The 22,350-nt window shown below is 74.2% G+C and carries 20 protein-coding genes; 12 read left to right on the plus strand and 8 right to left on the minus strand.

All coding sequences use genetic code 11. The features are described from left to right. Window positions 1-48 precede the first annotated feature (48 nt). Window positions 49-720, minus strand: coding sequence for a TetR/AcrR family transcriptional regulator (locus FJQ57_RS07025; RefSeq protein WP_139978455.1), 672 nt, complete (start codon window positions 718-720; stop codon window positions 49-51). A 67-nt stretch (window positions 721-787) separates the two neighbouring features. After that, a complete protein-coding gene (locus FJQ57_RS07030) occupies window positions 788-2,338 on the minus strand; it encodes an ATP-dependent DNA ligase (protein WP_139978457.1) in 1,551 nt (516 codons plus the stop codon). Between the two features lie 106 nt (window positions 2,339-2,444). Here FJQ57_RS07030 and FJQ57_RS07035 point away from each other — a divergent pair, with 106 nt between their 5' ends. Further along, window positions 2,445-5,687, plus strand: coding sequence for a M36 family metallopeptidase (locus tag FJQ57_RS07035; RefSeq protein WP_170219309.1), 3,243 nt, complete (start codon window positions 2,445-2,447; stop codon window positions 5,685-5,687). 213 nt (window positions 5,688-5,900) lie between these two features. Here the strand turns inward: FJQ57_RS07035 and FJQ57_RS07040 are convergent, their stop codons facing one another. Both FJQ57_RS07040 and FJQ57_RS07045 read right to left on the minus strand, forming a co-directional pair. After that, window positions 5,901-6,488, minus strand: a complete 588-nt coding sequence (locus tag FJQ57_RS07040; protein WP_139978461.1) for a TetR/AcrR family transcriptional regulator — start codon at window positions 6,486-6,488, stop codon at window positions 5,901-5,903. A 68-nt stretch (window positions 6,489-6,556) separates the two neighbouring features. After that, a complete protein-coding gene (locus tag FJQ57_RS07045) occupies window positions 6,557-7,330 on the minus strand; it encodes an enoyl-CoA hydratase/isomerase family protein (protein WP_139978463.1) in 774 nt (257 codons plus the stop codon). A 59-nt stretch (window positions 7,331-7,389) separates the two neighbouring features. On the opposite strand from FJQ57_RS07045, the gene FJQ57_RS07050 reads away from it, so the two are divergent. After that, entirely contained in the window at window positions 7,390-8,340 is a 951-nt protein-coding gene (locus tag FJQ57_RS07050; protein ID WP_246081627.1) for a DNA-3-methyladenine glycosylase family protein, read from the plus strand. A gap of 60 nt (window positions 8,341-8,400) precedes the next feature. Here FJQ57_RS07050 and FJQ57_RS07055 read toward each other — a convergent pair whose 3' ends face one another. Continuing rightward, window positions 8,401-9,612 (minus strand): MFS transporter, encoded by a 1,212-nt coding sequence (locus tag FJQ57_RS07055; RefSeq protein WP_246081628.1) that lies wholly within the window; start codon window positions 9,610-9,612, stop codon window positions 8,401-8,403. A 78-nt stretch (window positions 9,613-9,690) separates the two neighbouring features. Here FJQ57_RS07055 and FJQ57_RS07065 point away from each other — a divergent pair, with 78 nt between their 5' ends. From FJQ57_RS07065 to FJQ57_RS07095, 7 genes are all read left to right on the plus strand, one after another. Continuing rightward, window positions 9,691-10,944 carry a phospholipase D-like domain-containing protein gene (locus FJQ57_RS07065; protein WP_246081629.1) on the plus strand — a complete coding sequence of 418 codons (1,254 nt, stop codon included), beginning with the start codon at window positions 9,691-9,693 and terminating at the stop codon, window positions 10,942-10,944. A gap of 10 nt (window positions 10,945-10,954) precedes the next feature. Continuing rightward, window positions 10,955-11,824, plus strand: a complete 870-nt coding sequence (locus tag FJQ57_RS07070; protein WP_139978465.1) for an SDR family oxidoreductase — start codon at window positions 10,955-10,957, stop codon at window positions 11,822-11,824. Continuing rightward, window positions 11,821-12,351, plus strand: coding sequence for a carboxymuconolactone decarboxylase family protein (locus FJQ57_RS07075; protein ID WP_139978467.1), 531 nt, complete (start codon window positions 11,821-11,823; stop codon window positions 12,349-12,351). Before FJQ57_RS07070 ends, FJQ57_RS07075 begins: the two co-directional genes overlap by 4 nt. Window positions 12,352-12,452: 101 nt before the next feature. After that, window positions 12,453-13,790 carry an aldehyde dehydrogenase family protein gene (locus FJQ57_RS07080; protein WP_170219310.1) on the plus strand — a complete coding sequence of 446 codons (1,338 nt, stop codon included), beginning with the start codon at window positions 12,453-12,455 and terminating at the stop codon, window positions 13,788-13,790. Between the two features lie 62 nt (window positions 13,791-13,852). After that, window positions 13,853-15,979, plus strand: coding sequence for an excinuclease ABC subunit UvrB (gene uvrB, locus FJQ57_RS07085; protein WP_139978471.1), 2,127 nt, complete (start codon window positions 13,853-13,855; stop codon window positions 15,977-15,979). Window positions 15,980-16,356: 377 nt separating this feature from the next. After that, the gene (locus FJQ57_RS07090; RefSeq protein WP_246081630.1) at window positions 16,357-17,640 is read left to right on the plus strand and encodes an MFS transporter; all 1,284 of its coding nucleotides are present in this window, start codon (window positions 16,357-16,359) and stop codon (window positions 17,638-17,640) included. Then, the gene (locus FJQ57_RS07095; RefSeq protein ID WP_139978473.1) at window positions 17,640-17,924 is read left to right on the plus strand and encodes a hypothetical protein; all 285 of its coding nucleotides are present in this window, start codon (window positions 17,640-17,642) and stop codon (window positions 17,922-17,924) included. Before FJQ57_RS07090 ends, FJQ57_RS07095 begins: the two co-directional genes overlap by 1 nt. A 13-nt stretch (window positions 17,925-17,937) precedes the next feature. Here the strand turns inward: FJQ57_RS07095 and FJQ57_RS07100 are convergent, their stop codons facing one another. Then, window positions 17,938-18,882, minus strand: a complete 945-nt coding sequence (locus FJQ57_RS07100; protein ID WP_139978475.1) for a formylglycine-generating enzyme family protein — start codon at window positions 18,880-18,882, stop codon at window positions 17,938-17,940. Window positions 18,883-18,942: 60 nt separating this feature from the next. Between FJQ57_RS07100 and FJQ57_RS07105 the strand changes: the two genes are divergently transcribed. Then, window positions 18,943-19,311, plus strand: a complete 369-nt coding sequence (locus FJQ57_RS07105) for an MmcQ/YjbR family DNA-binding protein (RefSeq protein WP_139978477.1) — start codon at window positions 18,943-18,945, stop codon at window positions 19,309-19,311. On the opposite strand, the gene FJQ57_RS07110 is transcribed toward FJQ57_RS07105, so the two are convergent. Together FJQ57_RS07110 and FJQ57_RS07115 are read right to left on the minus strand one after the other, a co-directional pair. Beyond that, the gene (locus FJQ57_RS07110) at window positions 19,274-19,954 is read right to left on the minus strand and encodes a potassium channel family protein (RefSeq protein WP_139978479.1); all 681 of its coding nucleotides are present in this window, start codon (window positions 19,952-19,954) and stop codon (window positions 19,274-19,276) included. The genes FJQ57_RS07105 and FJQ57_RS07110 overlap by 38 nt on opposite strands. Beyond that, window positions 19,951-20,526 (minus strand): DUF1707 SHOCT-like domain-containing protein, encoded by a 576-nt coding sequence (locus FJQ57_RS07115; RefSeq protein ID WP_170219311.1) that lies wholly within the window; start codon window positions 20,524-20,526, stop codon window positions 19,951-19,953. The genes FJQ57_RS07110 and FJQ57_RS07115 overlap by 4 nt, the downstream gene beginning before the upstream one ends. Before the next feature lie 199 nt (window positions 20,527-20,725). Between FJQ57_RS07115 and FJQ57_RS07120 the strand changes: the two genes are divergently transcribed. Both FJQ57_RS07120 and FJQ57_RS07125 read left to right on the plus strand, forming a co-directional pair. Next, on the plus strand, window positions 20,726-21,499 hold the full coding sequence (locus tag FJQ57_RS07120) for an MlaE family ABC transporter permease (RefSeq protein WP_139978483.1): 774 nt from the start codon (window positions 20,726-20,728) through the stop codon (window positions 21,497-21,499). A gap of 9 nt (window positions 21,500-21,508) precedes the next feature. After that, complete coding sequence (locus FJQ57_RS07125) at window positions 21,509-22,345, plus strand: MlaE family ABC transporter permease (protein ID WP_211348818.1); 837 nt, start codon at window positions 21,509-21,511, stop codon at window positions 22,343-22,345. The last annotated feature ends 5 nt before the right edge of the window (window positions 22,346-22,350 follow it).

The raw sequence follows: 22,350 nt of genomic DNA on the forward strand, positions 1-22,350 counted from the left end.
CCACCTCACGCTGACCCGTCGTAGATCTACGACGGGTCAGCGTCGTCCTCAGGCTCCGGCGAGCGCCAGGGCGGAGGCGACGAGGTGGGCACGGACCTGGTCGGGGGTGATCGTGCCGACGGTGGGGACGCCGGGAGCGGTCTCGCTGACCAGGATGCCGACGCGGGCCAGCTGCAGGGCGCCGAGGCCGCTGGCGTACAGCGTGTTGGCCATCAGGGCCGGGTCGGGGGTGCCCATCTCCTCCAGCGCCGTGGTGAGCACGGCCAGGCACGAGGAGATCGCGCGGCCCAGGCGGAACAGCGCGCTCTCGGTGATCTCCTCCAGCAGGTCCTCGCCGCGCCGGCGCATCAGCGCCTGCGCGCAGTCGACGAACGCGGGGTGGGTGACGCCGTAGTCGACGAAGGCGCCGACGATCGCGGAGAGCCGGTCGGTGGGCCGGGTCGCCGCCTCCGAGGCCGCGGCGAGCGCGTCGCGCAGCTCGTCGAGGTAGCTCACCAGGGTGAGCGCGAAGAGCTCCTCCTTGCCCGTGAAGACGCGGTAGACGATCGCGCGGTTGATGCCGACCGCGCTGGCGATGTCCTCGATGCGCATCTCGCCCACGCCCTGCTCGTCGAACTGGGCCCGGGTCGCGGCGATGATCTCCGCCTCGCGGGCGCGCCGGCGGGCCGCGGCGGCGCGACGGCGCCCGTCGGTCTCGGGGGCGCGCTGGGTCGTGGTCACCGCTCGATCGTACGGCGTGTGCAACTCGGAGTTGCACGACTGTGACGCGAGCCCCGTGTCGTCCCCCTCACCCGAGCATGGCCTGCACGACGTCGATGGTGTCGGCCTCGGCGGCCGTCTTGTCGTCGCGGTAGCGCACGACCCGGGCGAAGCGCAGGGCGACGCCGCCGGGGTAGCGCGGGGAGCGCTGGACGCCGTCGAGGGCGATCTCGACCACCTGCTCAGGGCGCACCCGGACGACGTACCCGTCGGCGGGGCCGTCGGCGAGCTCGGTGAAGCGCTCGGTCTGCCAGGCCAGCACCTCGTCGGTCATGCCCTTGAACGTCTTGCCGACCATCACGAACGCGCCCGGGCGCTCCGGGTCGCGGGCGCCGAGGTGGATGTTGGACAGCCAGCCCCGACGACGGCCCGAGCCGCGCTCGACGGCGAGCACGACGAGGTCGAGGGTGTGGACGGGCTTGACCTTGACCCAGGCCGCGCCGCGGCGGCCGGCGGCGTACGGCGCGGCGAGGTCCTTGACGACGACGCCCTCGTGGCCCGCGGCGAGCACCTCGGCCACGAAGGCCTCGGCCGCCTCGGGGTCGGAGGTGACCAGCCGCGGCACCCGGTGCTCGGCGGGCACCAGGGCCTCCAGGGCGGCGGCGCGCTCGTGGCCGGGGGAGTCGATCAGGTCGCGGCCGTCGAGGTGCAGCACGTCGAAGAAGTACGGCGTCACGCGCACGCCCTCGCCCATGGCGGTGCGCGAGGCGGTCTCCTGGAAGGGGCGCGGTCGGCCGTCGTCGGCCAGCGCCAGCACCTCGCCGTCGAGCACGACCGAGGTCACCGGGAGGGCGCGGACCACCTCCACGACCTCCGGCAGCCGGGCGGTGATGTCGTCGAGCGACCGGGTCACGACCAGCACCTCGGCCTCGCCGTCGGCGCCGTCGGCCCCGGGCCACCGGTGCACCTGGACGCGGATGCCGTCGAGCTTGGTGTCGACCGCGCCCTCGCCCCCGACCTTGGCCAGCGCCTCGGCCACCGAGGTCGCCGACGAGGCGAGCATCGGCAGGACCGGCCGCCCGACCTCGAGCCCGATCTCGGCCAGTGCGGCCTCGCCGCCGTTGAACGCCGCCCGCACCGCGGCCACCGTGGACCCGCCGAGCATGGCCGCGCGGCGCACCGCGGCCAGGGGCACCTCGGCGGCCTGGGCCACCGCCTCCTGCACGAGGGCGTCGAGCGCGCCCTGGCGGACCTCACCGGTGACCAGGTTGCGCAGCCAGCGCTGCTCGTCGGCCGTGGCGGCGCCGAACAGCTCGGCCACGGCCGCGCCGCGGGCGGCCTGCGACCCGGCGCCGGAGACCAGCGAGATGCGCTCGAAGGCGTCGTCGACCTCGCGGAGGGTCAGCGAGGACGTCGCGGCCGGGGGCGGCAGCGAGGACAGACCCCGCCAGCCGACCCCCGTGCGCCGCTGGCGCAGCGACCCGCCGAGGTAGGACACCGCGAGCTCCAGGTCGGGTCCGCCGCCCGCCGAGGCCGCGGCCGCGCGGCCCAGGAGGTCGGCCAGCGCCACGGTCTTGGCCTTGCGCGAGCGGGTGGCGGCGACGGCGGTCGACGTCGCGACGACATCTGCGAGCAACATGACTGCATCAAACACGGGCGTACCCCCAGGACCGTCCGGTCGTTGTCGTGGGCAGGGCACGGTCGAACCCCGACCCGCGCCGTCGTACGAACCGAATGGACTCCCGTTGACCCGCTCGACCCTCACCCGTGCGGTCGCCCTCGCGGCCGTCTCCGCCCTGACCCTCGGGCTGCCCAGCCTCGCCGAGGCGGCCACCGACGGCGCCGGCCTCGTCGCGGCGCGCCCGACGCCCGTCGGCGCCGACAGCACCGCCGTGCCTCCGGCCGGTGACGGTCTGGCCGACCTCTCCTTCGACTCCCGCTCGCTGCTCGCGCCGCTGGCCCCGACCGCCGCCCAGCGCGCCGCGGTGGCCCGCCTGCGGGGCGCGGTCGCGACCTGGAACGCCTCCGGCACCCCGCGCACCCTCGGCGTCGACGGCGGCGTGCTGTCCGGTCCGCGCGCCGGCGCGCCGGTCGCCGCGGCCCGCGGCTGGCTGGCCGAGCAGCGGGCGGCGTTCGGCCTCTCGGCCGCCGACGTCGCCGCCCTGTCGGTCGTGCGCGACCACGAGCTGCCCGGCACGGGCACCCGCGTCGTCAGCTTCGCCCAGAGCTTCGGCGGCGTGCCCTCGGGCATCGGCGGCATCCTCACCGTCGTCCTCGACCGCCAGGGCCGCGTCGTCTCGTACGCCGGCGACCCGGTGCGCACCGGACGGCTGCTCGGGGAGTTCCGCCTCAGCCCGGGCCAGGCGTTGACCGGCGTCGTCCAGGCGCTGCTGCCCGGCACCCGCTTCACCGCCACCTCCACCGGTGGCCAGAAGGGCGGCTACGAGGTCTTCGAGGGCGGCCCGCTCGGCGTCGACCAGCTGGTCCGCAAGGTCGCCTTACCGACCCCCCAGGGCGGGCGCGCGGCGTACGCCGTGCTCACGATCGCCAGCCTCGACCAGGCCTGGGCCACGATCGTCGACGCCGCCACCGGTCGTCCGCTGCTGCGCAAGTCGCTGGTCCAGCACGACTCCGACGGCGAGGTCTTCGAGAACCACCCGGGCGCGGCCCGGGGCGGCAAGCCCGTGGTCAAGAGCTTCGGCAGGACGGCCACCTCGCCCGGCGGCTACCTCGACCCCACCGGCCTCGTCGGCCTGCCCGGCGTCACGACGCTCGGCAACAACGCCAACACCGCGATCGCCTGGACCGTGCCGCTCGTCGCGGCCGACCAGTACAACCGGCCCGTCAGCCCGACCGGCTCGTTCCGCTACCGCTTCACCAACAGCTGGGAGCGCTCGAAGGCGTCACCGACCGGCTACCAGGCCGACGCCAACGCCGCGGCGACCAACCTCTTCTACCACCACAACCGGATCCACGACGAGTTCTACGCCTTCGGCTTCACCGAGTCCGGCGGCAACTTCCAGCTCGTCAACAAGCCCGGCTCCGGCGGTGTCGGCGGTGACCCGATCTTCGGCGGTGCGCAGTCCGGTGCGCTCAACGCCACCGAGGCCGTGCTGGCGCTGGGCCGCAACAACGCCAACATGCTGACCCTGCCCGACGGCATCCCCGGCTTCACCAACATGTACCTGTGGGAGTTCGTCGACGACGTCTTCGAGGGCCCCAACCGCGACGGCGACTTCGACACCTCGATCATCGAGCACGAGTACGCCCACGGCCTGAGCAACCGGTACGTCGGCGGCGGCGGCCTCGGGTCGCTGTCCACCGGCCAGTCCGGCGCGATGGGCGAGGGCTGGGGCGACTGGTTCGCCATGAACGACCTCTTCCGGCGCGGCCTGTCGCGCTCGGCCGTCACCGCGGCGTACGTCGGCGACCCGCACCGCGGCATCCGCAACTGGAACTACGCCGAGAGCCCCGCGACGTACGGCGACTACGGCTACGACATGAGCGGGCCCGAGGTGCACTCCGACGGCGAGATCTGGACCGCCACCCTCTGGACGCTGCGGACCAAGCTGCTCGCCGCGCTCGGCGGCGACCAGCGCAAGGCCTCCGACGTCGCCCAGCACATGGTCATGGACGCGATGCCGATCTCGCCGCCGGCGCCCTCGATGCTCGACATGCGCGACGCGATCATCAAGGCCGCGCAGCTGCGCTTCGGCAGCAGGTACACCGACCTGGTCTGGGACGCCTTCGCCGAGCGCGGCTTCGGGGCCTCGGCCAGGACCACCGGCGAGGCCGACACCGACCCGCGCCCGGCGTTCGACGTCAAGCGGTCCGCCCTCAACGGCACCCTCCGCCTCAAGGTCCGCAACGCCTCGGCCGGCGGCCCCGCCAAGGGTGTCCGCGTCCTCGGCGGTCGGTTCGAGGGTCGGGCGACCCCGGTCGTCACGACCGGCCGGAACGGCGTGGGCGTGGCCCGGTTCGCCGCCGGCCGCTACACGCTGACCCTGCAGGCGCCCGGGTACGGCGTGCAGCGGGTCACCGTCTCGGTGCCGCGCGGCAGGACCGTCACCAAGACGGTCCGCCTGCGCCCCAACCTGCTGTCGACGGCGTCCGGCGCCCGGGTCGTGCGGACCACCAGCCAGGCCGCGGCCTTCCCGGCCGCGAACCTGGTCGACGACACCGAGACCACGGCCTGGCGCACCGGCCCGTCGTCGCGGGCCTACAACGCCGGTCGCGACCAGTCGGTGACCGTGAAGCTGAAGAAGCGCTCGACCCTGCGCAGCGTCGCGGTCAGCGTGATGAAGCCGATCGGCGTCGCGCGCTTCGCCGCGGCCAAGAAGGTCGTTGTGCAGACCTCGACCGACGGTCGCCGCTGGCGGACCGTCAAGGTCGCCCGGTTCTCCTTCCGGGCCCCGCGCCCGGCCGCCCCCGACCTCAACCTGCGGACGCTGGAGCTCCGCAAGCCCGTCCAGGCCCGGTTCGTGCGGGCCGTGGCCGCGGACGTCTTCGGCACCGCGGCCACCAACGCCTCGACCGCCGTCGTGGCCGAGGTGCAGGCCTTCGGAGACGCCCGCGGCATCAAGCCCCGGCTGCCCAAGCCCGACAAGCCCGTGAGCTACGCGGGCTCGGTCGCCGTGGGCAACCCGGCCCAGGGCTCGCTGCTCGGCCTCGACCCCTACAAGCCGGGCGCCACCGAGCTCACCTGGACCTGCCCCGGCCTGCCGAGCGCCAACGGCGGCGACGCCCACTTCGCCCGGCTGCCGAAGGGGGCCGGCGACGGCCGCCACGCCGCCGAGGTCAGCGCCGACGTGCCGCTGGGCGAGTTCCAGCTGTACTTCTACGACGAGGCCTGCCAGCCCATCGCCGGCGGCGGCTTCGTCCTCGACGGCGAGACCGTCGCCATCCCGCCGGGCGCCGTCTACAGCGGCTTCCTGCTCATCTACGGCACCGCGGCGTCGTACACGATCCGGGTCACCGAGCCCCGCTGAGCTGGATGGGGCGCTCCGGTGCGGCGCGTGCCGCGGGCCCGCGTCGCACCGGGCCGCTGCCGCGACCTGGCACGGCGGACCCGACCGGCACCCTCGCCTCCCCTGCGCTCCGTGCGCCGTGTGGCCCGGACTCGTCGGGTCGGGGCGCCCGCCTGTGGTGGGCCCACGGTGGTCGAGGAAGGCGCGCCAGCGCCTGTCTCGAGACCAGGGACCTCAGCGGGTGACGTCGAGCACCGCAGACGTCACCGCACCGCGGACGACCTGCTCGAAGACCTCGTCGAGCTGCGGGACGCCGTCGAAGTAGCCGCTCGCCTCGAGCGAGACGAACCCGTGCAGGGCGGAGAAGATGGCCATGCCGAGCGGGAGGATGCGCTCCTCGTCGTGACCGGTGGAGCGGACCATGACGCCCATCGCCTCGATCACCTCGCCGGCCGCGGCGAGGAAGCGGTCGCGGTCGATGGGGGCACGCGTGAGCGCGGCGTAGCGCTGCGGGTAGGCGCGAGCGAAGGTACGCAGGGCGTGGCTGAGCACGCGCAGGCCGTCGGCGCCGGCATGGCCCATCGCTGCCCGCTGCACCTGCCGGCCGAGCAGCTCCATGGCCCGCACCTGGACGTCGCTGCGGAGGTCCTCGAGGTTGGCGACGTGGTTGTAGAGCGAGGAGACCCGGGTCTCGAGCTCGCCGGCGAGCAGCGTCATCGAGAGCGCGTCGTACCCCTCGCGGTCGACGAGGGCCTCGGCCGTCAGCACGACCGTCTCGCGGTCGAGGCGGGCGCGCCGCTCGGTGGCCGGGCTGCTCGCCATGCCGTCATCCCCCCATGGGCGCCGAAGGTCTTTCGTGCCGTCGTGAAGCAGTGTAGGGACCGAGCCCACTAGAGCCCGCGGAAGTCGGGTTCCCGGCCCTCGGCGAAGGCCGCCAGGGCCTCGAGGTTGGCCGGGCCGCCCATCAGCTCGGCGAAGGCGGCGTTCTCGCGGTCCCGGGCCCCGGCGATGCCCGCGCGCAGGGGCGCGGTCATCGCGCGCTTGACCGCGACCAGCGACGACACCGGCCGCGAGGCGAGCACGGCGGCGTGGCGGTGGGCCTCGGCCAGCAGGTCGTCGGGCTCGCAGACCCGCCACACCAGGCCCGTCGCGAGCGCCTCCTCGGCGCCGACCCACTCGGCCGAGAGCAGCATCCAGGCGGCCTGCTGGTGGCCGACCAGCCGCGGGAGCAGGTACGACGACGCGGCCTCCGGTGCGACCCCGAGGCTGGTGAACGGGCACCTCAGCCGGGCGGTCGAGGCCATGAGCGCGAGGTCGGCGAAGCCGAGCACGGTCGCGCCGATGCCGAGCCCGACGCCGTTGACGGCCACCACGAGGGGCTTGGACAACGACTCCAGCGCGTCGACCAAGCCCGGGAAGCCGTGCCGGCCGCGCTCGAACGCCGGGTCGGTGGCGATGCGGTGCATCTCGAGCAGGTCCGTGCCCGCCGAGAACGCGCGCCCGGCACCGGTCAGCAGCACCACCGCGACGTCGGGGTCGGCGTCGGCGGCGAGCAGGGCGTCGGCCGTGGCGTCGTACAGGGCCTCGTTGAAGGCGTTGAGCGCCTCGGGCCGGTCGAGGGTGAGCGTGCGGACGCGGCCGTCGTCGGCGATCTGGAGCACCATGCGCGCACCTTCTCACCGCGCGCCGGCCGGTGTCGGTGGTCCGACCTACCCTGGTCGGCGTGGACGGCACCGGATCGACGGGGGAGCAGCGGGTCTGGCGACCCGACTGGCCCTGCCCGGTCGGCTCGGTGATGCGGCTGCACAAGCGCGGCGGCGGAGACCCGACCTACCGCGTCGACGAGGCCGGCCGCACCTGGCGCGGCATCCGCACGCCCGAGGGCCCGGCCACCCTGCTCGTCGAGGCCCGCCCGGCCCTGGGCGAGGTGCACGCGCGGGCCTGGGGGCCCGGGGCCACGTGGGTGCTCGACGGCCTGCCGGCCCTGCTCGGCGCCGAGGACAGCTGGGAGGGCTTCGAGCCCCGCCACCCGGTCCTCGCAGAAGCCCGCAAGCACCACCCGCACGCCCGCCTGGGTCGCACGGGCCTGCTCATGGAGGCCCTGGTGCCGGCGATCCTGGAGCAGAAGGTCACCGGGCAGGAGGCGTTCGCCGGGTTCCGCATGCTCGTCCACCGGTACGGCGAGCGCGCGCCCGGGCCCGGCGCCGAGCGTCGGCTCTGGGTGCAGCCGGCGCCGACCGTCCTGCGCAGGATCCCGTCGTGGGAGTGGCTGCGCATGCACGTCGACCACGCCCGGTCGCGGGCCGTGGTCACCGTGGCCCGGGTCGCCGACAGCCTGGAGCGTGCGATCGAGGTCGGCCCGGTCGAGGCCGAGAGGCGGCTGCGCACCATCCCCGGCATCGGCCGGTGGACCTGCGCCGAGGTGCGCCAGCGCACCTTCGGTGACCCCGACGCGGTCTCGTTCGGCGACTACCACGTCGCCAAGGACGTCGGCTGGGCGCTGACCGGCACCCCGTTCGACGACGCCGAGCTCGAGGCCTACCTCGAGCCGTGGCGACCCCAGCGCGGGCGGGTGCCGGCCCTGGTGGCGATGGCCGGGTTGCACCGGCCGCGGCACGGGGCGCGCATGGCGCCGCGCACTCACCTGCCGGCCTCGGTGACCCGACGGGTCTGACCGCGGCCCCGGTCGACGTCCTCGCCGGCCCGCGAGCGGCCGCGCGCGGGTCACTCCAGGTCACTCCAGGTCGCGCTCCGCGGCGACAGGGACGAGGCCGACGGCGAGGAGCGGCAGCGCCGCGACGATCGCGAACGACGCGGCGTACCCCGCGTGGGTGACGAGCAGCCCGCCGAGCGGCGGGACGAGGGCGGCGGTGAGGAACTGGGCGGTGTTCTGGACGCCGAGGGCCCGGCCGGACCAGAACGGCCCGGCCCGCTCGGCCACGGCGGTGAAGGCCAGGCCGTTGTCGGCGACGGTGAGCACGGTCGCGACCACCAGCAGCGGGACGGCGAGCGCCGAGCCGAGCCCGGCGGCCAGCCCGAGGAGGGCCATGGTGGCCGAGGCGGCCACCGCGACCCAGCGCAGCGGGCGCATCCGGGAGCGCACCAGGTCGGAGAGCTGCCCGGCCCCGATCCGCCCGAGGGCGGCGGCCACCTGCGCACCTGCGACGAGCGCGCCGGCGGCCGCGGGTGACCAGCCGCGCTCCTCGACCAGCCAGACCAGGCTGAACGTCCACACGACGAACTGCGGCACGACCAGGAGCACCGAGACCCCGTGCACCCGCGCCAGGAAGCCGTCGGCGCGGTAGGGGTTGCGCGCCTCCCTCGCCTCGGCCGCCGGCGGGCGCGGCGGGTCGAGGACGACGAGGGCGACCACCACGAGCGCGACCAGGGCGGCCAGCGTCGGCACCAGCAGGGCGGCGCGCACGCCGTGGGCGTCGGCGACGGCGGCGATGGTCACGGCCGCGACGCCCACGCCGACCGGCTGGGCCATCTGCCGGATGCCCATGGCCAGGCCCCGGCGCTGCGGTGGGAACCAGCCGACGACCACGCGGCCCGACGCGGCGTTGGTGCTCGCCGCAGCCGCCCCGCCGAGGAGCAGCGCGGCGGCGAGCAGCAGGTCGCCGTCCGCCAGCAGCGACAGCCCACCGGCCGCGGCGGTCAGGGCGAGCCCGGCCACGAGCGCGAGCCGCTCGCCGCGGCGGTCGGACAGCAGGCCCCAGGCGACCAGGGTCAGCATCACGCCGACCATCGGCGCCGCCGCCACGGCGCCCGCCTCGGCCAGGCTGAGCCCGCGCTGCTCGCACAGCGCCGGGATGAGGAACGCCGGCCCGTGCATCATCACCGCGGCCGAGGCCTGGGCCAGCGTGCTCGCCCCGAGCATCGACCAGCGTCGCCCGGCGCCCACGGTCGCGGGACCCGTCGGCTCGGTCCGGGCGTCGGTCGTCACCTCTCGAGCACACCACGCGGCCGACGTCCGCGGACGCCGCGTCTCACCGACGCGTGGCCCGCCCGCTAGGTTGAGCGCGTGCGGGGCATCGACGTCGACCGGGCGCTGGGAGCGCTGCGGCGCACGCTGCTGACCGTGCTCGGCCTCCAGGTCGCCCTCGCGGTCGCGATGTCGCTCGTCGACTCCTACCGCCGCCGCGGCAAGAAGCCCAAGCCCTTCCCGGTCACCGCACCGAGCACGGTCGCGATCGGCGAGAGCACCGTGACGACGTACACCTACGGCGCCGACCTGTACGACGACATGATCGCCGCCATCGACGCGGCCCAGAAGCAGGTGCTGTTCGAGACCTACATCTGGAAGGGCGACGAGACCGGCGAGCGGTTCAAGCAGGCCCTGGCCCGCGCCGGCGAGCGCGGGGTGGAGGTCTACTGCATCTACGACGGGTTCGCCAACCTCGTCGTCTCGCCGGTCTTCAAGCACTTCCCGCCGACCATGAAGGTCCTGCGCTTCCCCGTGTACGCCGCCGGGTGGCGCTTCTTCGACCTGCGCCGCTACGGCCGCGACCACCGCAAGATCCTGGTCGTCGACGACGAGACCGGGTTCGTCGGCGGGTTCAACGTCGGCGACGCCTACGCCACCGAGTGGCGCGACACCCACGTGCGGGTCACCGGCCCCGGCGTGTGGGACCTCAAGCGCGCCTTCGCCGACTTCTGGAACCTGCACCGGCGCCGCCGCCTGCGCCACAGCGAGCGCCCGCTGCTGCTCGAGACGGCCTCGACGTGGGAGCCGCGGATCCGGGTGCAGCGCAACGTGCCGCGGCTGTGGATGTTCCCGATCCGGGCGATGTACCTCGAGGCCATCAACCGGGCCAGCAACAACGTCTGGCTCACCACCGCCTACTTCATCCCCGACCAGGACTTCGTCGACGCGCTCAAGGCGGCCGCGCGCCGCGGCGTCGACGTACGCCTGCTCATCCCGCTGAAGTCCAACCACATCGTGGCCGACTGGATCTCGCGCGGGTACTTCTCCCAGCTGCTCGAGGCGGGGGTGCACGTCCTGCGGTTCAAGGGGGCGATGGTGCACGCCAAGACCGCGACCGTCGACGGCACGTGGAGCACGGTCGGCACTGCCAACATCGACCGTCTCAGCCTGCGCGGCAACTACGAGATCAACGTCGAGGTCATCGACGCCGACCTCGCCGCCGAGCTCGAGCGGGTCTTCCGCACCGACGAGTCCAACGCGGTGCCGCTGACGCTGGGGGAGTGGGAGACCCGCGACCTCCACCGGCGCTTCACCGAGTCGTTCCTCAGCCCGCTGCGACCGTTGCTCTAGACGCCGCCCCGTGACACGCGTGCGCCGCTTCCGCGACCTGGCGGGCGCGCGCGTCTTCGTCACCGGGGCGGCCAGCGGCATCGGCCGCGCCGTGGCCGAGCAGGCGGCCGCGCAGGGGGCGGTGCTGCACCTGACCGACGTGCAGGCCGAGCCGCTGGCCGAGGTCGCCGAGCGACTGCACGCCCGGTGGGCCGAGCCGGTCGACCTGGCCGACCACGACGCGGTGGTCGCGACCACCGACCCGCTCACGGCCGAGCACGGGTCGATGGACATCGTCCTCAACGTCGCCGGCATCTCGCGCTGGGGCACGGTGACCGGTCTCGAGCACGACGACTGGCGGCGGCTGGTCGACGTCAACCTCATGGGTCCCATCCGCGTGATCGAGCGCCTGGTGCCGCCGATGGTCGACGCCGGTCGCGGCGGGCACCTGGTCAACGTGTCCTCCGCCGCCGGGATCATCGGCATGCCGTGGCACGCCGCCTACAGCGCGTCGAAGTTCGGCCTGCGCGGCGTGTCGGAGGTGCTGCGCTTCGACCTGCGCCGCCACGGCATCGGGGTCAGCCTGGTCGTCCCCGGCGGCGTCGCCACGCCGCTGACCGAGACCGTGCAGATCGCCGGCGTCGACCGCCAGGGCGAGGCGTTCCGCCGGGCGCACGCGGGCTTCCGCCGCCGCGCCGTGACGCCCGAGCAGGCCGCGACGGCCATCTGGGACGGCGTACGGCACGGTCGGTACTGGGTCTACACCTCGCCCGACGTCCGGGCGATCCACGCCCTCCAGTGCTGGGCCCCGCCCGTCTACGTGCTGGCCATGCGTGCGATGAGCGCGGGTGCCCACCGGGTGCTGCCCGAGGTCGAGCGGGCCCGCCGGAGCGACCTGTGAGCCGGGCGCAGCGGGTGGCGCCCGGGCGCGGACTGCTGGTCCGGGGGTTCGCGGCGGTCGCCGGGCGCCGGCTCGGCACCGAGCCGCCGGGCGTCTTCCGCACCCTGGGCCGCCACCAGCGCGTGTTCTGGCCGTGGCTGGCCTTCGCCGGGGCGCTGCTCGGCGGCGGCCGGCTGACCCGCCGCGAGACCGAGCTCGTCATCCTCCGCGTCGGCACCCTCGCCGGGTCAGACTACGAGCTCGCCCAGCACCGCCACATCGCCCGCGCGGCCGGCCTCTCCGCGGCCGAGGTCGACCGGGTCGCCGACGGACCCGACGCCGCCGGCTGGTCGGCCACCGAGGCGCTGCTGCTGCGCGTCACCGACGAGCTGCACGCCACCGAGGACCTCGGCGACGACAGCTGGGCCGCGCTCGTCGACGCCTACGACGAGCCCCGCGCCCTCGAGGTCGTGCTGCTCGCCGGCCACTACCGGATGCTCGCCACCGCCCTCCGCGTCGCCCGCGTGCCCCCCGACCGTCCCCGCTGACGCTGGTCGAGGCCCGTGGCCTGGCCCGGGCGGGCCCGCGTGTGGCCGACGCCACGGCGGGTCGTCGTGGACCGCGCCCAGGGGGATGCCACCGTGGACCCGTGCCCCCGACCACCTTCGACGTCGTCGACCGCACCGACGGGTCCGTGCTCGGGTCGTTCCCGGTCGTGGGCGAGGCCGGGGTGCGCGCGGCCGTCGCGCGGGCCCGGGAGGCGGCCGCCCCGTGGGCCGCGGCGTCGCCAGGCGCCAGGGCACGGGCGCTGCGCACCTGGCGAGGCGAGCTGTGGCGCTCGGCCGTCGACCTCGCCGGCCTGCTCCAGCGCGAGGCCGGCCTCGACCTCGACGAGGCCATGGTCGAGGTGCTGCGGTCGGTCGAGCACCTGCGGTGGGCCGAGCGCGCCGCCCCGTCGGTCCTGGCCAGCCGCGGCGTCGGTGCCGGACGGCTCAGCCCCGAGCTCGGGCGCACCGAGTCCTGGGTGCCCGAGGGCGTGGTCGCCGTCGTGACCGCCGGCCGCCCGTCCCTGTACGCCGCCGCGTCGGCCACCACCTGCGCCCTGCTCGCCGGCAACCCCGTCGTGCTCCAGCCCGGCGGACGCCTCACCGCCGTGCTCTCGGCCTGGGTCGACGCCCTGGGCCGGGCACAGCCCGACGCACCGGGCGGCCTGCTGCAGGCCGTCACCGGCGACGACACGACCGCCGTGGCGCTCGCCGGCAGCGCGGTCGACCGCCTCTGCTACCTCGGCTCCCCGGTCGCGGGCGTCCGCGTCAGCACCGCCGCTGCCCGGGCCATGGTGCCCGCCACGGTCGTGCCCGTCGTCGCCCCCGTGACCCTGGTCGCCCCCGACGCCGACCTCGCGGCCGCCGCGGCCGCGGTCGCCGGGCTCGGCCGCGGCGACGACGGTCCCCCGCCCGAGGTGTACGTCGCGCCGTCGGTCCTCGACGCGTTCCGCAGCGAGCTCGACCGGGCCGGGGCACCCGCGCCCCGCCGGGGCCTGCCCCGGGCCCTCGGACGCCGCCGCGGCGGGTCCGACCCGCTCGCCCTGCCCGGGCCGCGCGTCGACGTACGGGTCGAGACGGCGCCGACCTTCGAGGTGCTCGTCGAGCGGCTGCGCGCCCACCCGGGCGCCGAGGTCGCGGTGCACTCGGCCCGGCACGGCGCCCACCTGGCCGGTCTGCTCGGGGCGTCCGAGGTGAGCGTCAACCTCCCCGCCGCCGCACAGGCCGCGGCCGAGGGCGGGCTGCCGCGTGCGGCGCTCGGGGCCCGCGGGTGGGGCCCGTTCGCCGGCGAGCAGGGCCTGCGCACCTTCGCCCGGGCCCGCACGACCACCGCCCGGCGGCGCCTGCCGCTGCCGCTGCTGCCCGTCGAGGTCGCCCTGGCGTCCCCGCCGGGCCGGGTCGCGACCCGCCTCGCGCTGCACGTGCGCCACTCGCTCGACTGAGCGGGCCCGGCCCCTCTCCTCGGGCGACGAGGACTGTCCGTGGTCCCGTCTACGCTCGCAGCATGCGTCCCGTCACCGACCTCGAGCGCCGCGTCGCCCCCTTCAAGGTCGTCTCCGACTACCAGCCGTCCGGTGACCAGCCGGCCGCCATCAAGGAGATCTCCCGCCGCATCGAGGGCGGCGAGCAGGACGTCGTGCTGCTCGGCGCCACCGGCACCGGCAAGACCGCGACCGTGGCCTGGGTGGCCGAGCAGGTGCAGCGCCCCCTGCTCGTCATGCAGCCCAACAAGACGCTGGCCGCGCAGTTCGCCAACGAGCTGCGCCAGCTGTTCCCCGACAACGCGGTGGAGTACTTCGTCTCCTACTACGACTACTACCAGCCCGAGGCCTACGTCCCCCAGACCGACACCTACATCGAGAAGGACTCCTCGATCAACGAGGAGGTCGAGCGGCTGCGCCACAGCGCCACCAACAGCCTGCTCACCCGCCGCGACGTCATCGTGGTCTCGACCGTGTCCTGCATCTACGGCCTCGGCACCCCGCAGGAGTACGTCGACCGGATGATCCGGCTCAAGGTCGGCGAGGAGCACGACCGCGACTCGATCCTGCGCCGCCTGGTCGAGATCCAGTACACGCGCAACGACATGGCCTTCACCCGCGGCACCTTCCGGGTGCGCGGTGACACCCTCGAGGTGTTCCCGGTCTACGAGGAGCACGCCGTGCGCATCGAGTTCTTCGGCGACGAGATCGAGCGGCTGATGAGCCTGCACGCGGTGACGGGCGAGGTCCTCACCGACGACGAGGAGCTCTACATCTTCCCCGCGACCCACTACGTCGCCGGGCACGAGCGCATGGAGCGCGCGATCGCCGGCATCGAGGCCGAGCTGGAGGAGCAGCTGGCGCTGTTCGAGCGCCAGGGCAAGATGCTGGAGGCCCAGCGCCTGCGCATGCGCACGACCTACGACATCGAGATGATGCGACAGGTCGGGTCGTGCGCGGGCATCGAGAACTACTCGATGCACATCGACGGCCGCACCCGCGGGTCTGCGGCCAACACCCTGCTCGACTACTTCCCCGAGGACTTCCTGCTCGTCGTCGACGAGTCCCACGTGGCAGTGCCGCAGATCGGCGGCATGTACGAGGGCGACATGTCCCGCAAGCGCAACCTGGTCGAGCACGGCTTCCGGCTCCCCAGCGCGATGGACAACCGGCCCCTGCGCTGGGAGGAGTTCCTCGACCGCATCGGCCAGACCATCTACCTCTCCGCCACCCCCGGCGACTACGAGCTCGACAAGGTCCAGGGCGACGTCGTCGAGCAGATCATCCGGCCCACCGGGCTCGTCGACCCCGAGGTCGTCGTCAAGCCCACCAAGGGCCAGATCGACGACCTCATCCACGAGATCCGCACCCGCGCCGACAAGAACGAGCGCGTCCTGGTCACCACGCTGACCAAGAAGATGTCCGAGGACCTCACCGACTACCTCCTCGACGCCGGCATCCGCACCCGCTACCTCCACTCCGAGGTCGACACCCTGCGCCGCATCGAGCTGCTGCGCGAGCTGCGGATGGGCGAGTACGACGTCCTGGTCGGCATCAACCTGCTCCGCGAGGGCCTCGACCTGCCCGAGGTCTCGCTGGTCTCGATCCTCGACGCCGACAAGGAGGGCTTCCTGCGCTCCGACAAGTCGCTCATCCAGACCATCGGCCGCGCCGCCCGCAACGTCTCGGGCCAGGTCCACATGTACGCCGACAAGGTCACGCCCTCGATGGAGTCGGCCATCGACGAGACCAACCGCCGCCGCGAGAAGCAGATCGCCTACAACAAGGCCCACGGGGTCGACCCCCAGCCGCTGCGCAAGAAGATCGCCGACATCACCGAGATGCTCGCCCGCGACAGCGAGGACACCCAGGCCCTCCTCGAGACCTGGGCCGGCACCGAGGCCAAGGGCCGTGCTGGCGGCGCCAAGACCCGCCAGCCCGTCCCCGTCCTCGGCGACAAGGCCAGCGGCCACCACGCCAAGGACCTCGCCGGCCTGCCCAGCAGCGAGCTCGCCCAGCTCATCCAGGACCTCACCGACCAGATGAAGCAGGCCGCCACCGAGCTGCAGTTCGAGCTCGCCGCCCGCCTTCGCGACGAGATCAACGACCTCAAGAAGGAGCTGCGGCAGATGATGGAGGCGACGAAGTGAGGAGCGACGCCGACCGAGGAACGAGGTCGAGCGATCGCGACGAGCGAGGAGCCCGGCGAGCGGAGCGAGCACCGGCGACGAAGTAGCTGGATGGGTCGCTCCGCTGCGGTCCGTGGCGCGGCCCTGCGCCGCTCGTGGAGGGCTGCCGCGGTCTGGGCACGCAGGGCCGACCGCCACCCTGGCCTCCGCTGCGCTCCCGTGCGCCTTGTGGCCCGGCGCTGCTGTGGTCGGGGCGCCTGACGGTGGTCGATCCGCGGTGATCGATCCACGGTGGTCGAGGAAGGACGGAGTCCTGTCTCGAGACCACCCGACCGCAGCCGGTCCACCGTCACGACCACCGTGCGGGCCGACCCGGGCACGGTCGTAACCTCGGGGGAGTGACCCGGACTGCCCAGCCCCGCCTGGCGTGGGCGGTGTGGGGGGTCGGACTGGCGACGTACCTGGTGGCGGTCTTCCACCGCAGCTCGCTGGCCGTGGCGGGGCTGCTGGCCACCGAGCGGTTCGACATCTCGGCCTCGCAGCTGGCGACCTTCACCATGCTGCAGCTGCTCGTCTACGCGCTGATGCAGGTGCCGGTGGGACTGATGGTCGACCGCTACGGCCCGCTGGCGGTGATGCTCGCCGGGACCGTGGTGCTGACGCTCGCCCAGGCCGGGTTCGCGCTGGCCGAGTCCTACCCGGCGGCGCTGGCTGCGCGGACGTTCGTGGGCATGGGGGACGCGATGACGTTCATCTGCGTGCTCCGGCTGGTGTCGCGGTGGTTCGCGCCGCGGCGGGTGCCGCTGGTCACCCAGCTCACCGGGACGCTCGGCCAGCTCGGCGCCGTGCTGGCCGCGGTGCCGATGACGATCGCGCTGCGCGAGCTGGGCTGGACCGGCGCCTACCTGCTCACCGCCTCGCTCGGCGTCGTGCTCACGATTTCGCTGGTCGCCGTCGTGCGCGACGCCCCCGACCAGCGGCGGGTGCTCGGCCCGCGGCTCTCGCTGGCGGTCGTCCGCCGCAGCCTGGCCGCGTCGTGGGCGCACCCGGGCACCCGGCTCGGGTTCTGGATGCACTTCACGACCCAGTTCAGCGCCACGACGCTGTCGCTGCTGTGGGGCTACCCGTTCCTGGTCCAGGGCGAGGGCCTCTCGGAGGCCACGGCAGGCCTGCTCCTGACGCTCGTCGTCGTCGCGATCATGTACGCCGGCCCGCTGCTCGGCTACCTCGTCTCCCGGCACCCGTGGCACCGCTCGACCATGGTGCTGGTCGTCGTCGCGGCGATCGTGGTCGTATGGACGGCCGTGCTCGCCTGGCCGGGGCAGGCGCCGCTGTGGCTGCTGGTCCTGCTGACCCAGGTCATCGGCCTCGGCGGCCCGGCGTCGGTGATCGGGTTCGACCTGGCCCGCACCTCCAACCCGGCCGACCGCCTGGCCAGCGCCACCGGGATCATCAACCAGGCCGGGTTCGCCGCCAGCCTGGTCCTGGTCGTGGCGGTCGGGCTGGTGCTCGACTGGCGCACGCCGGGGGCGTCGACCGACTACACGCCCGAGGCGTTCCGGTGGGCGATGAGCGTCCAGTACGTCCTGTGGGCCCTCGGCACCGTGCAGATCGTCCGCTACCGCCGCCGCGCCCGGAGGGTCATCGACCGGGCCGCGCTCGAGGCCGGGATCAACGCCTGATGGTCGAGCACACCGACGACGGGCGCTACATCGTGGTCGACGGCCGCCGCTGGCGGGCGACCGACCCGGCCATCCCCGACGAGCGCCGGCACGAGCTGCAGCGGGTGCTGATGGCCTGGCGCCGCGACGTGCGCCGGACCAAGGGCACCGAGGAGGAGCGGCGCTCGCGCGACGGGGTGCAGGCGGCCAAGGTCGCGCTGGGCGAGCGGGGCACGCCGTGGTGGGAGCAGAGCGACGCCGAGCGGCGGGCGCGGTGGGAGACCGAGGTCCCCGAGCCCGGGTGACCCAGGCGGGCGTTCAGGCGGCGTCGGCCGCCACCCGGAACCCGATGTTGCCGGTGTGGTCGTCGAGCCGGTTGTGGTCGCGCGCGGAGACCCGGTAGCGGTTGCAGTAGGAGTCGTGGCACAAGTAGGACCCCCCACGACGCACCCGCAGGTCGTCGTCGACCACCCGGCCGTCGAGCGACCACGGGTCGGCCGTCCACTCCCACACGTTGCCGGAGGCCTGGTGCAGGCCGAGGCCGTTGGGCCGGTGGGACTTCACCGGCACCGTGCCGATCGCACCCCGCCCGTCGTCGTGGCGCACCGGGAACTCACCGCGCCAGATCGTCGCGGGCGGCGTGCGCAGCGACTCGGGGTGCTCGTCGCCCCACGGGTAGAGCGCTCCCTCGAGGCCGCCGCGGGCCGCCCGCTCCCACTCCGCCTCGGTGGGCAGCCGGACGCCCGCCCATGCGCAGTAGGCCTCGGCGTCCTGGGCCGAGACGTGCACGACCGGGTGCTGGGCCATCCGGCCCGCGTCGCTGCCCGGGCCGTGCGGGTGGCGCCAGTCGGCGCCGTCGACGCCGAGCCACCACTCCGAGCCCGCTGCCCGCCCACGCACCGCCGCGGGGTCGGCGACGAGCAGGTGGAAGACGAACGACCACCCCGTCCGCTCCGCCTCGGTGACGTGCCCGGTCGCCTTGACGAAGGTCGCAAACTGCTGGTTGGTCACCGTCGTCGACCCGATCCGGTACGCCGGCAGGGTGACATCGCGCACCGGGCCCTCGCCCTCGCCCGGGTTGGCCAGCGGGCCGTCGTACCCCATGGCGAACGTGCCGGCGGGCACGTCGACGAGGCCCGCGGTGCGTGGCCGGCCCGCCGGCGCCCCCGGCGCCGGCGCAGCCGCGGGCGTCGCCCGCGGCCGCGGAGCAGCAGCCGCGCTCCCGGTGCTCGGGGCGCAGCAGGACACGGGGGAGTCGGCCACCCGCAAAGACTACCGATCCAGTCGACTCAGCCCCGGCCGTGGGCGCCGTACGCTCCCGGCGTGGACGTCGGGACGCTGCAGGAGCACTGCCTGGCCAAGCCCGGCGCCTGGCTCGACGACCCGTGGGGCCACCTGTGGCCCGTGGTCAAGGTGGGCGAGGGGGAGCGGGGCCGCATCTTCGCGTTCCTGGGGGCGACCAGCGTCGGGGTCAAGGCCGCCCGGTCCCGCGAGGTGGCCGACGCGTGGCTGGCGCGGTACCCCGGCGCGGCCCGCGTGATGGCCTACATCGGCCGCAGCGGGTGGAACGACCTCGCCCTCGACGGCATCCCCGACGACGACCTGCTCGAGGCCGTCGACACCTCCTACGACCTGGTGGTGGTCGGGCTGCCCCTCAGGCACCGTCCCCCGGGCTGGGACGACGGGCGCTGAGCCCGACCAGGCGGGCGACCACGAGCGCGACGTAGAAGACGCCGGCGACCTGCTCGATCATGACCAGCGAGCGCGCGTGGTCGCGCACCGGCACGACGTCGGAGAGCCCGACGGAGGTGAGCGTGGTGAAGGACAGGTAGAGCAGCTCGAACCACTCGCGCTGGCCCTCGCCGGCGTTGGAGATGAAGGAGCCCGGCCAGACGACCTGGGCGGCGGCGTAGACGTAGGTGAAGGCCCAGGCGACCACCGTGAAGGCGGCGCCGGTGGCGAACAGCTCGTCGCGGGTGACCCGGTCGTCGTGGAAGAGGTAGCGGATCATCGCGTAGGAGACGAACAGGTAGAACGGCACGTGGAAGGCCGCGGAGCCGAGCACGGCCCAGTCGGCCTCGTCGGTCACGGCCTCCAGCACGCTGAAGACCGCACCCGGCGCCCCGAACACCAGCGCGACCCACGACAGGGTCGGGGTGTTGCGCACGGCCGCCACGGCGGCGACGACGACCCCGACCTGCAGCAGCCCGAGCACGGACTGGCCGGCGACGTTGTCGTCGAGGAACGGGTAGGCCAGGACCGCGAAGAGCTGCAGGGCCAGCACCGCCGCGGAGGGGTGGCCGCGCACGGCGACGAGGGCCCGGCGGGGGCTCACGGGCTCCAGGGTCCGGGCGGCAGGCCCTTCGGCCAGGGCCACTGCGCCTGGCGCTGCTGGCGGGCCTGCTTCTTCTCCAGGCGGCGCACCTGCGTGGCCACGATGTCGCGGTGGCCGACCTGCAGGTGCGACACCCGCAGCACGGCCAGCAGGCTCACCAGGGCCAGCCAGGGGGTCTCCCACTCCACGCCGCGGGCCACGAACAGCGCCGAGCTGACGACGACCGCGCTGACGAGGAACGTCAGTGCGCTCCGGCGCCGGGCCGCCCACTCGTCCTCGGCCCGGCGCCGCAGCTCGTCGTGCGGCACACCGACCAGCGATCCCGCCGGGCGGGGCGCGGGCGTGCGCAGCGGCACCAGGTCGGCCACCAGCGGCGGCAGCTCGCCCAGCGTCCGGGCCCGGGCCGTGGCGGCCATCCGGTCGTCGAGCTCGTCGCGCTCGAGCCGCCCGTCGGCGTACGCCTCGGAGAGCACGGTGTGGATGCGCTCGCGGTCGTCGACCGAGCAGCGCAGGCCGGCGTGGGCGCGCTGGCGCGGGTCGTGGGCGAACTGGGCCCAGAGGTCGGCGGCCACGGCGGTCGTCCTCCTCCTGGTCGCGATTCGACGGGTTCTCATCCTAGAGAGGGGCTCCACACCTACCCTGGCTCGTCAGGGTGACGACGGTCACGTCACTCCCTCCCGTTGTCCAAAACGAGAACACGTTCTATCGTCGGGGCTCCGCGCCGCCCAGCCCGACCCGACCGCAGCCGAGCCGAGAAGAGGTGACCGTCCGATGGCCTTCAGTGCTGCCGGGGTCATCCGAGGACCCGGCGAGATCGCGGTCATGGTCGTCGACGTGCTCAAGCGGCTCTTCACGACGCGGTTCCAGCTGCGTGAGTTCATCGAGCAGGCGTGGTTCATCACCAGCGTCACCCTGGTGCCGACCATCCTGGTCTCGATCCCGTTCGGCGCGGTCATCTCGCTGCAGGTCGGCAACCTGACCGGCCAGCTCGGCGCCCAGTCCTTCGCCGGCGCGACCGCGGTCCTCGCGGTGGTGCGCGAGGCCGCCCCGATCGCGGCCGCGCTCATCATCGCCGGCGCCGCGGGCTCGGCGATCTGCTCCGACATGGGCGCGCGCAAGATCCGCGAGGAGATCGACGCCATGGAGGTCCTCGGCGTCGACCCGCTCGAGCGACTCGTCGCCCCGCGGGTGGCGGCGACCATGTTCGTGGCGCTGATGATCATCGGCATCGTCATCGGCGCGGGCATCGGCGGCGGCTACTTCTTCACCGTCGTGGTCCAAGGCGGCTCCGCCGGTGCGTTCCTGTCCAACTTCACCGCGCTGGCCTCCATCACCGACCTCTGGATCGCCATCATCAAGGCGGTCGTCTTCGGCGCGATGGCCGCGATCGTCGGCGCCTACAAGGGCCTCAACGCCGGCGGCGGCCCCAGCGGCGTCGGCCGGGCGGTCAACGAGTCGGTGATCATCGCCTTCATGCTGCTGTTCTTCCTGAACGCGGTCATCACGGCGATCTACTTCCAGGTCGTCCCGCCGGTGGGGATCTGACCCGTGGCGATCTCCATCGGCTCCGTCGCCAGCGCCGCCGTGCGCGCGCCCCGCCGCTCCCTCGAGGGGTACGGCGACCAGCTGCTCTTCTACGCCCGCGCGCTGTTCTGGGTCCCGCGGGCCATCCGGCGCTACCCGCGCGAGATCACCGCCACCCTGGCCGAGGTCACGTTCGGGTCGGGCGCGCTGGCCCTGATCGCCGGCAGCGTGGGAGTCATCGCCTTCCTGGCCTTCTTCGCCGGGACCGAGGTCGGCATCCAGGGCTACGCCTCGCTGAGCCAGATCGGCGTGGCCAAGTTCAGCGCGTTCATCTCGGCGTACTTCAACACCCGCGAGGTCGCGCCGCTGATCTCCTCGATAGCGCTGGCCGCGACGGTGGGCTGCGGCTACACCGCGCGGCTGGGCGCGATGCGGATCTCGGAGGAGATCGACGCGCTCGAGGTCATGGGAATCCCGTCGCTGCCGTTCCTGGTGACGACCCGGATGATCGCGGCCTTCGTGGCGGTCATCCCGCTCTACATCGTGGCGCTGAGCGCGTCCTACCTCTCGCCGCGCCTGATCGTCGTCTACGTCTACGGCCAGTCCAGCGGCACCTACGACCACTACTTCCTGCAGTTCCTGCCGCCGATCGACATCCTGTGGTCGTTCGCCAAGCTGCTCTTCCTGGCCGCCGCGATCATCCTCATCCACTGCTACTACGGCTACACCGCCTCCGGCGGCCCGGCCGGCGTCGGGCAGGCGGTGGGCCGGGCGATCCGCACCAGCATCGTGTTCACCGTCGTCGCCGACTTCTTCCTCAGCTTCGCCATCTGGGGCTCCACCACCACCGTCCGGATCACCGGGTAGCGGGG

This window comes from Nocardioides litoris, assembly GCF_006346315.1.
GTDB classification, from domain to species: Bacteria; Actinomycetota; Actinomycetes; order Propionibacteriales; family Nocardioidaceae; genus Nocardioides; species Nocardioides litoris.

What these genes read in the sequence shown, in the direction of transcription:
- FJQ57_RS07120 (WP_139978483.1), top strand. Translation starts at nt 20,726, where the DNA reads ATGGCCTTCAGTGCTGCCGGGGTCATCCGAGGACCCGGCGAGATCGCG.
- FJQ57_RS07040 (WP_139978461.1), bottom strand. Translation starts at nt 6,488, where the DNA reads ATGGCGAGCAGCCCGGCCACCGAGCGGCGCGCCCGCCTCGACCGCGAG.
- FJQ57_RS07045 (WP_139978463.1), bottom strand. Translation starts at nt 7,330, where the DNA reads ATGGTGCTCCAGATCGCCGACGACGGCCGCGTCCGCACGCTCACCCTC.
- FJQ57_RS07095 (WP_139978473.1), top strand. Translation starts at nt 17,640, where the DNA reads ATGGTCGAGCACACCGACGACGGGCGCTACATCGTGGTCGACGGCCGC.
- FJQ57_RS07030 (WP_139978457.1), bottom strand. Translation starts at nt 2,338, where the DNA reads ATGTTGCTCGCAGATGTCGTCGCGACGTCGACCGCCGTCGCCGCCACC.
- uvrB (WP_139978471.1), top strand. Translation starts at nt 13,853, where the DNA reads ATGCGTCCCGTCACCGACCTCGAGCGCCGCGTCGCCCCCTTCAAGGTC.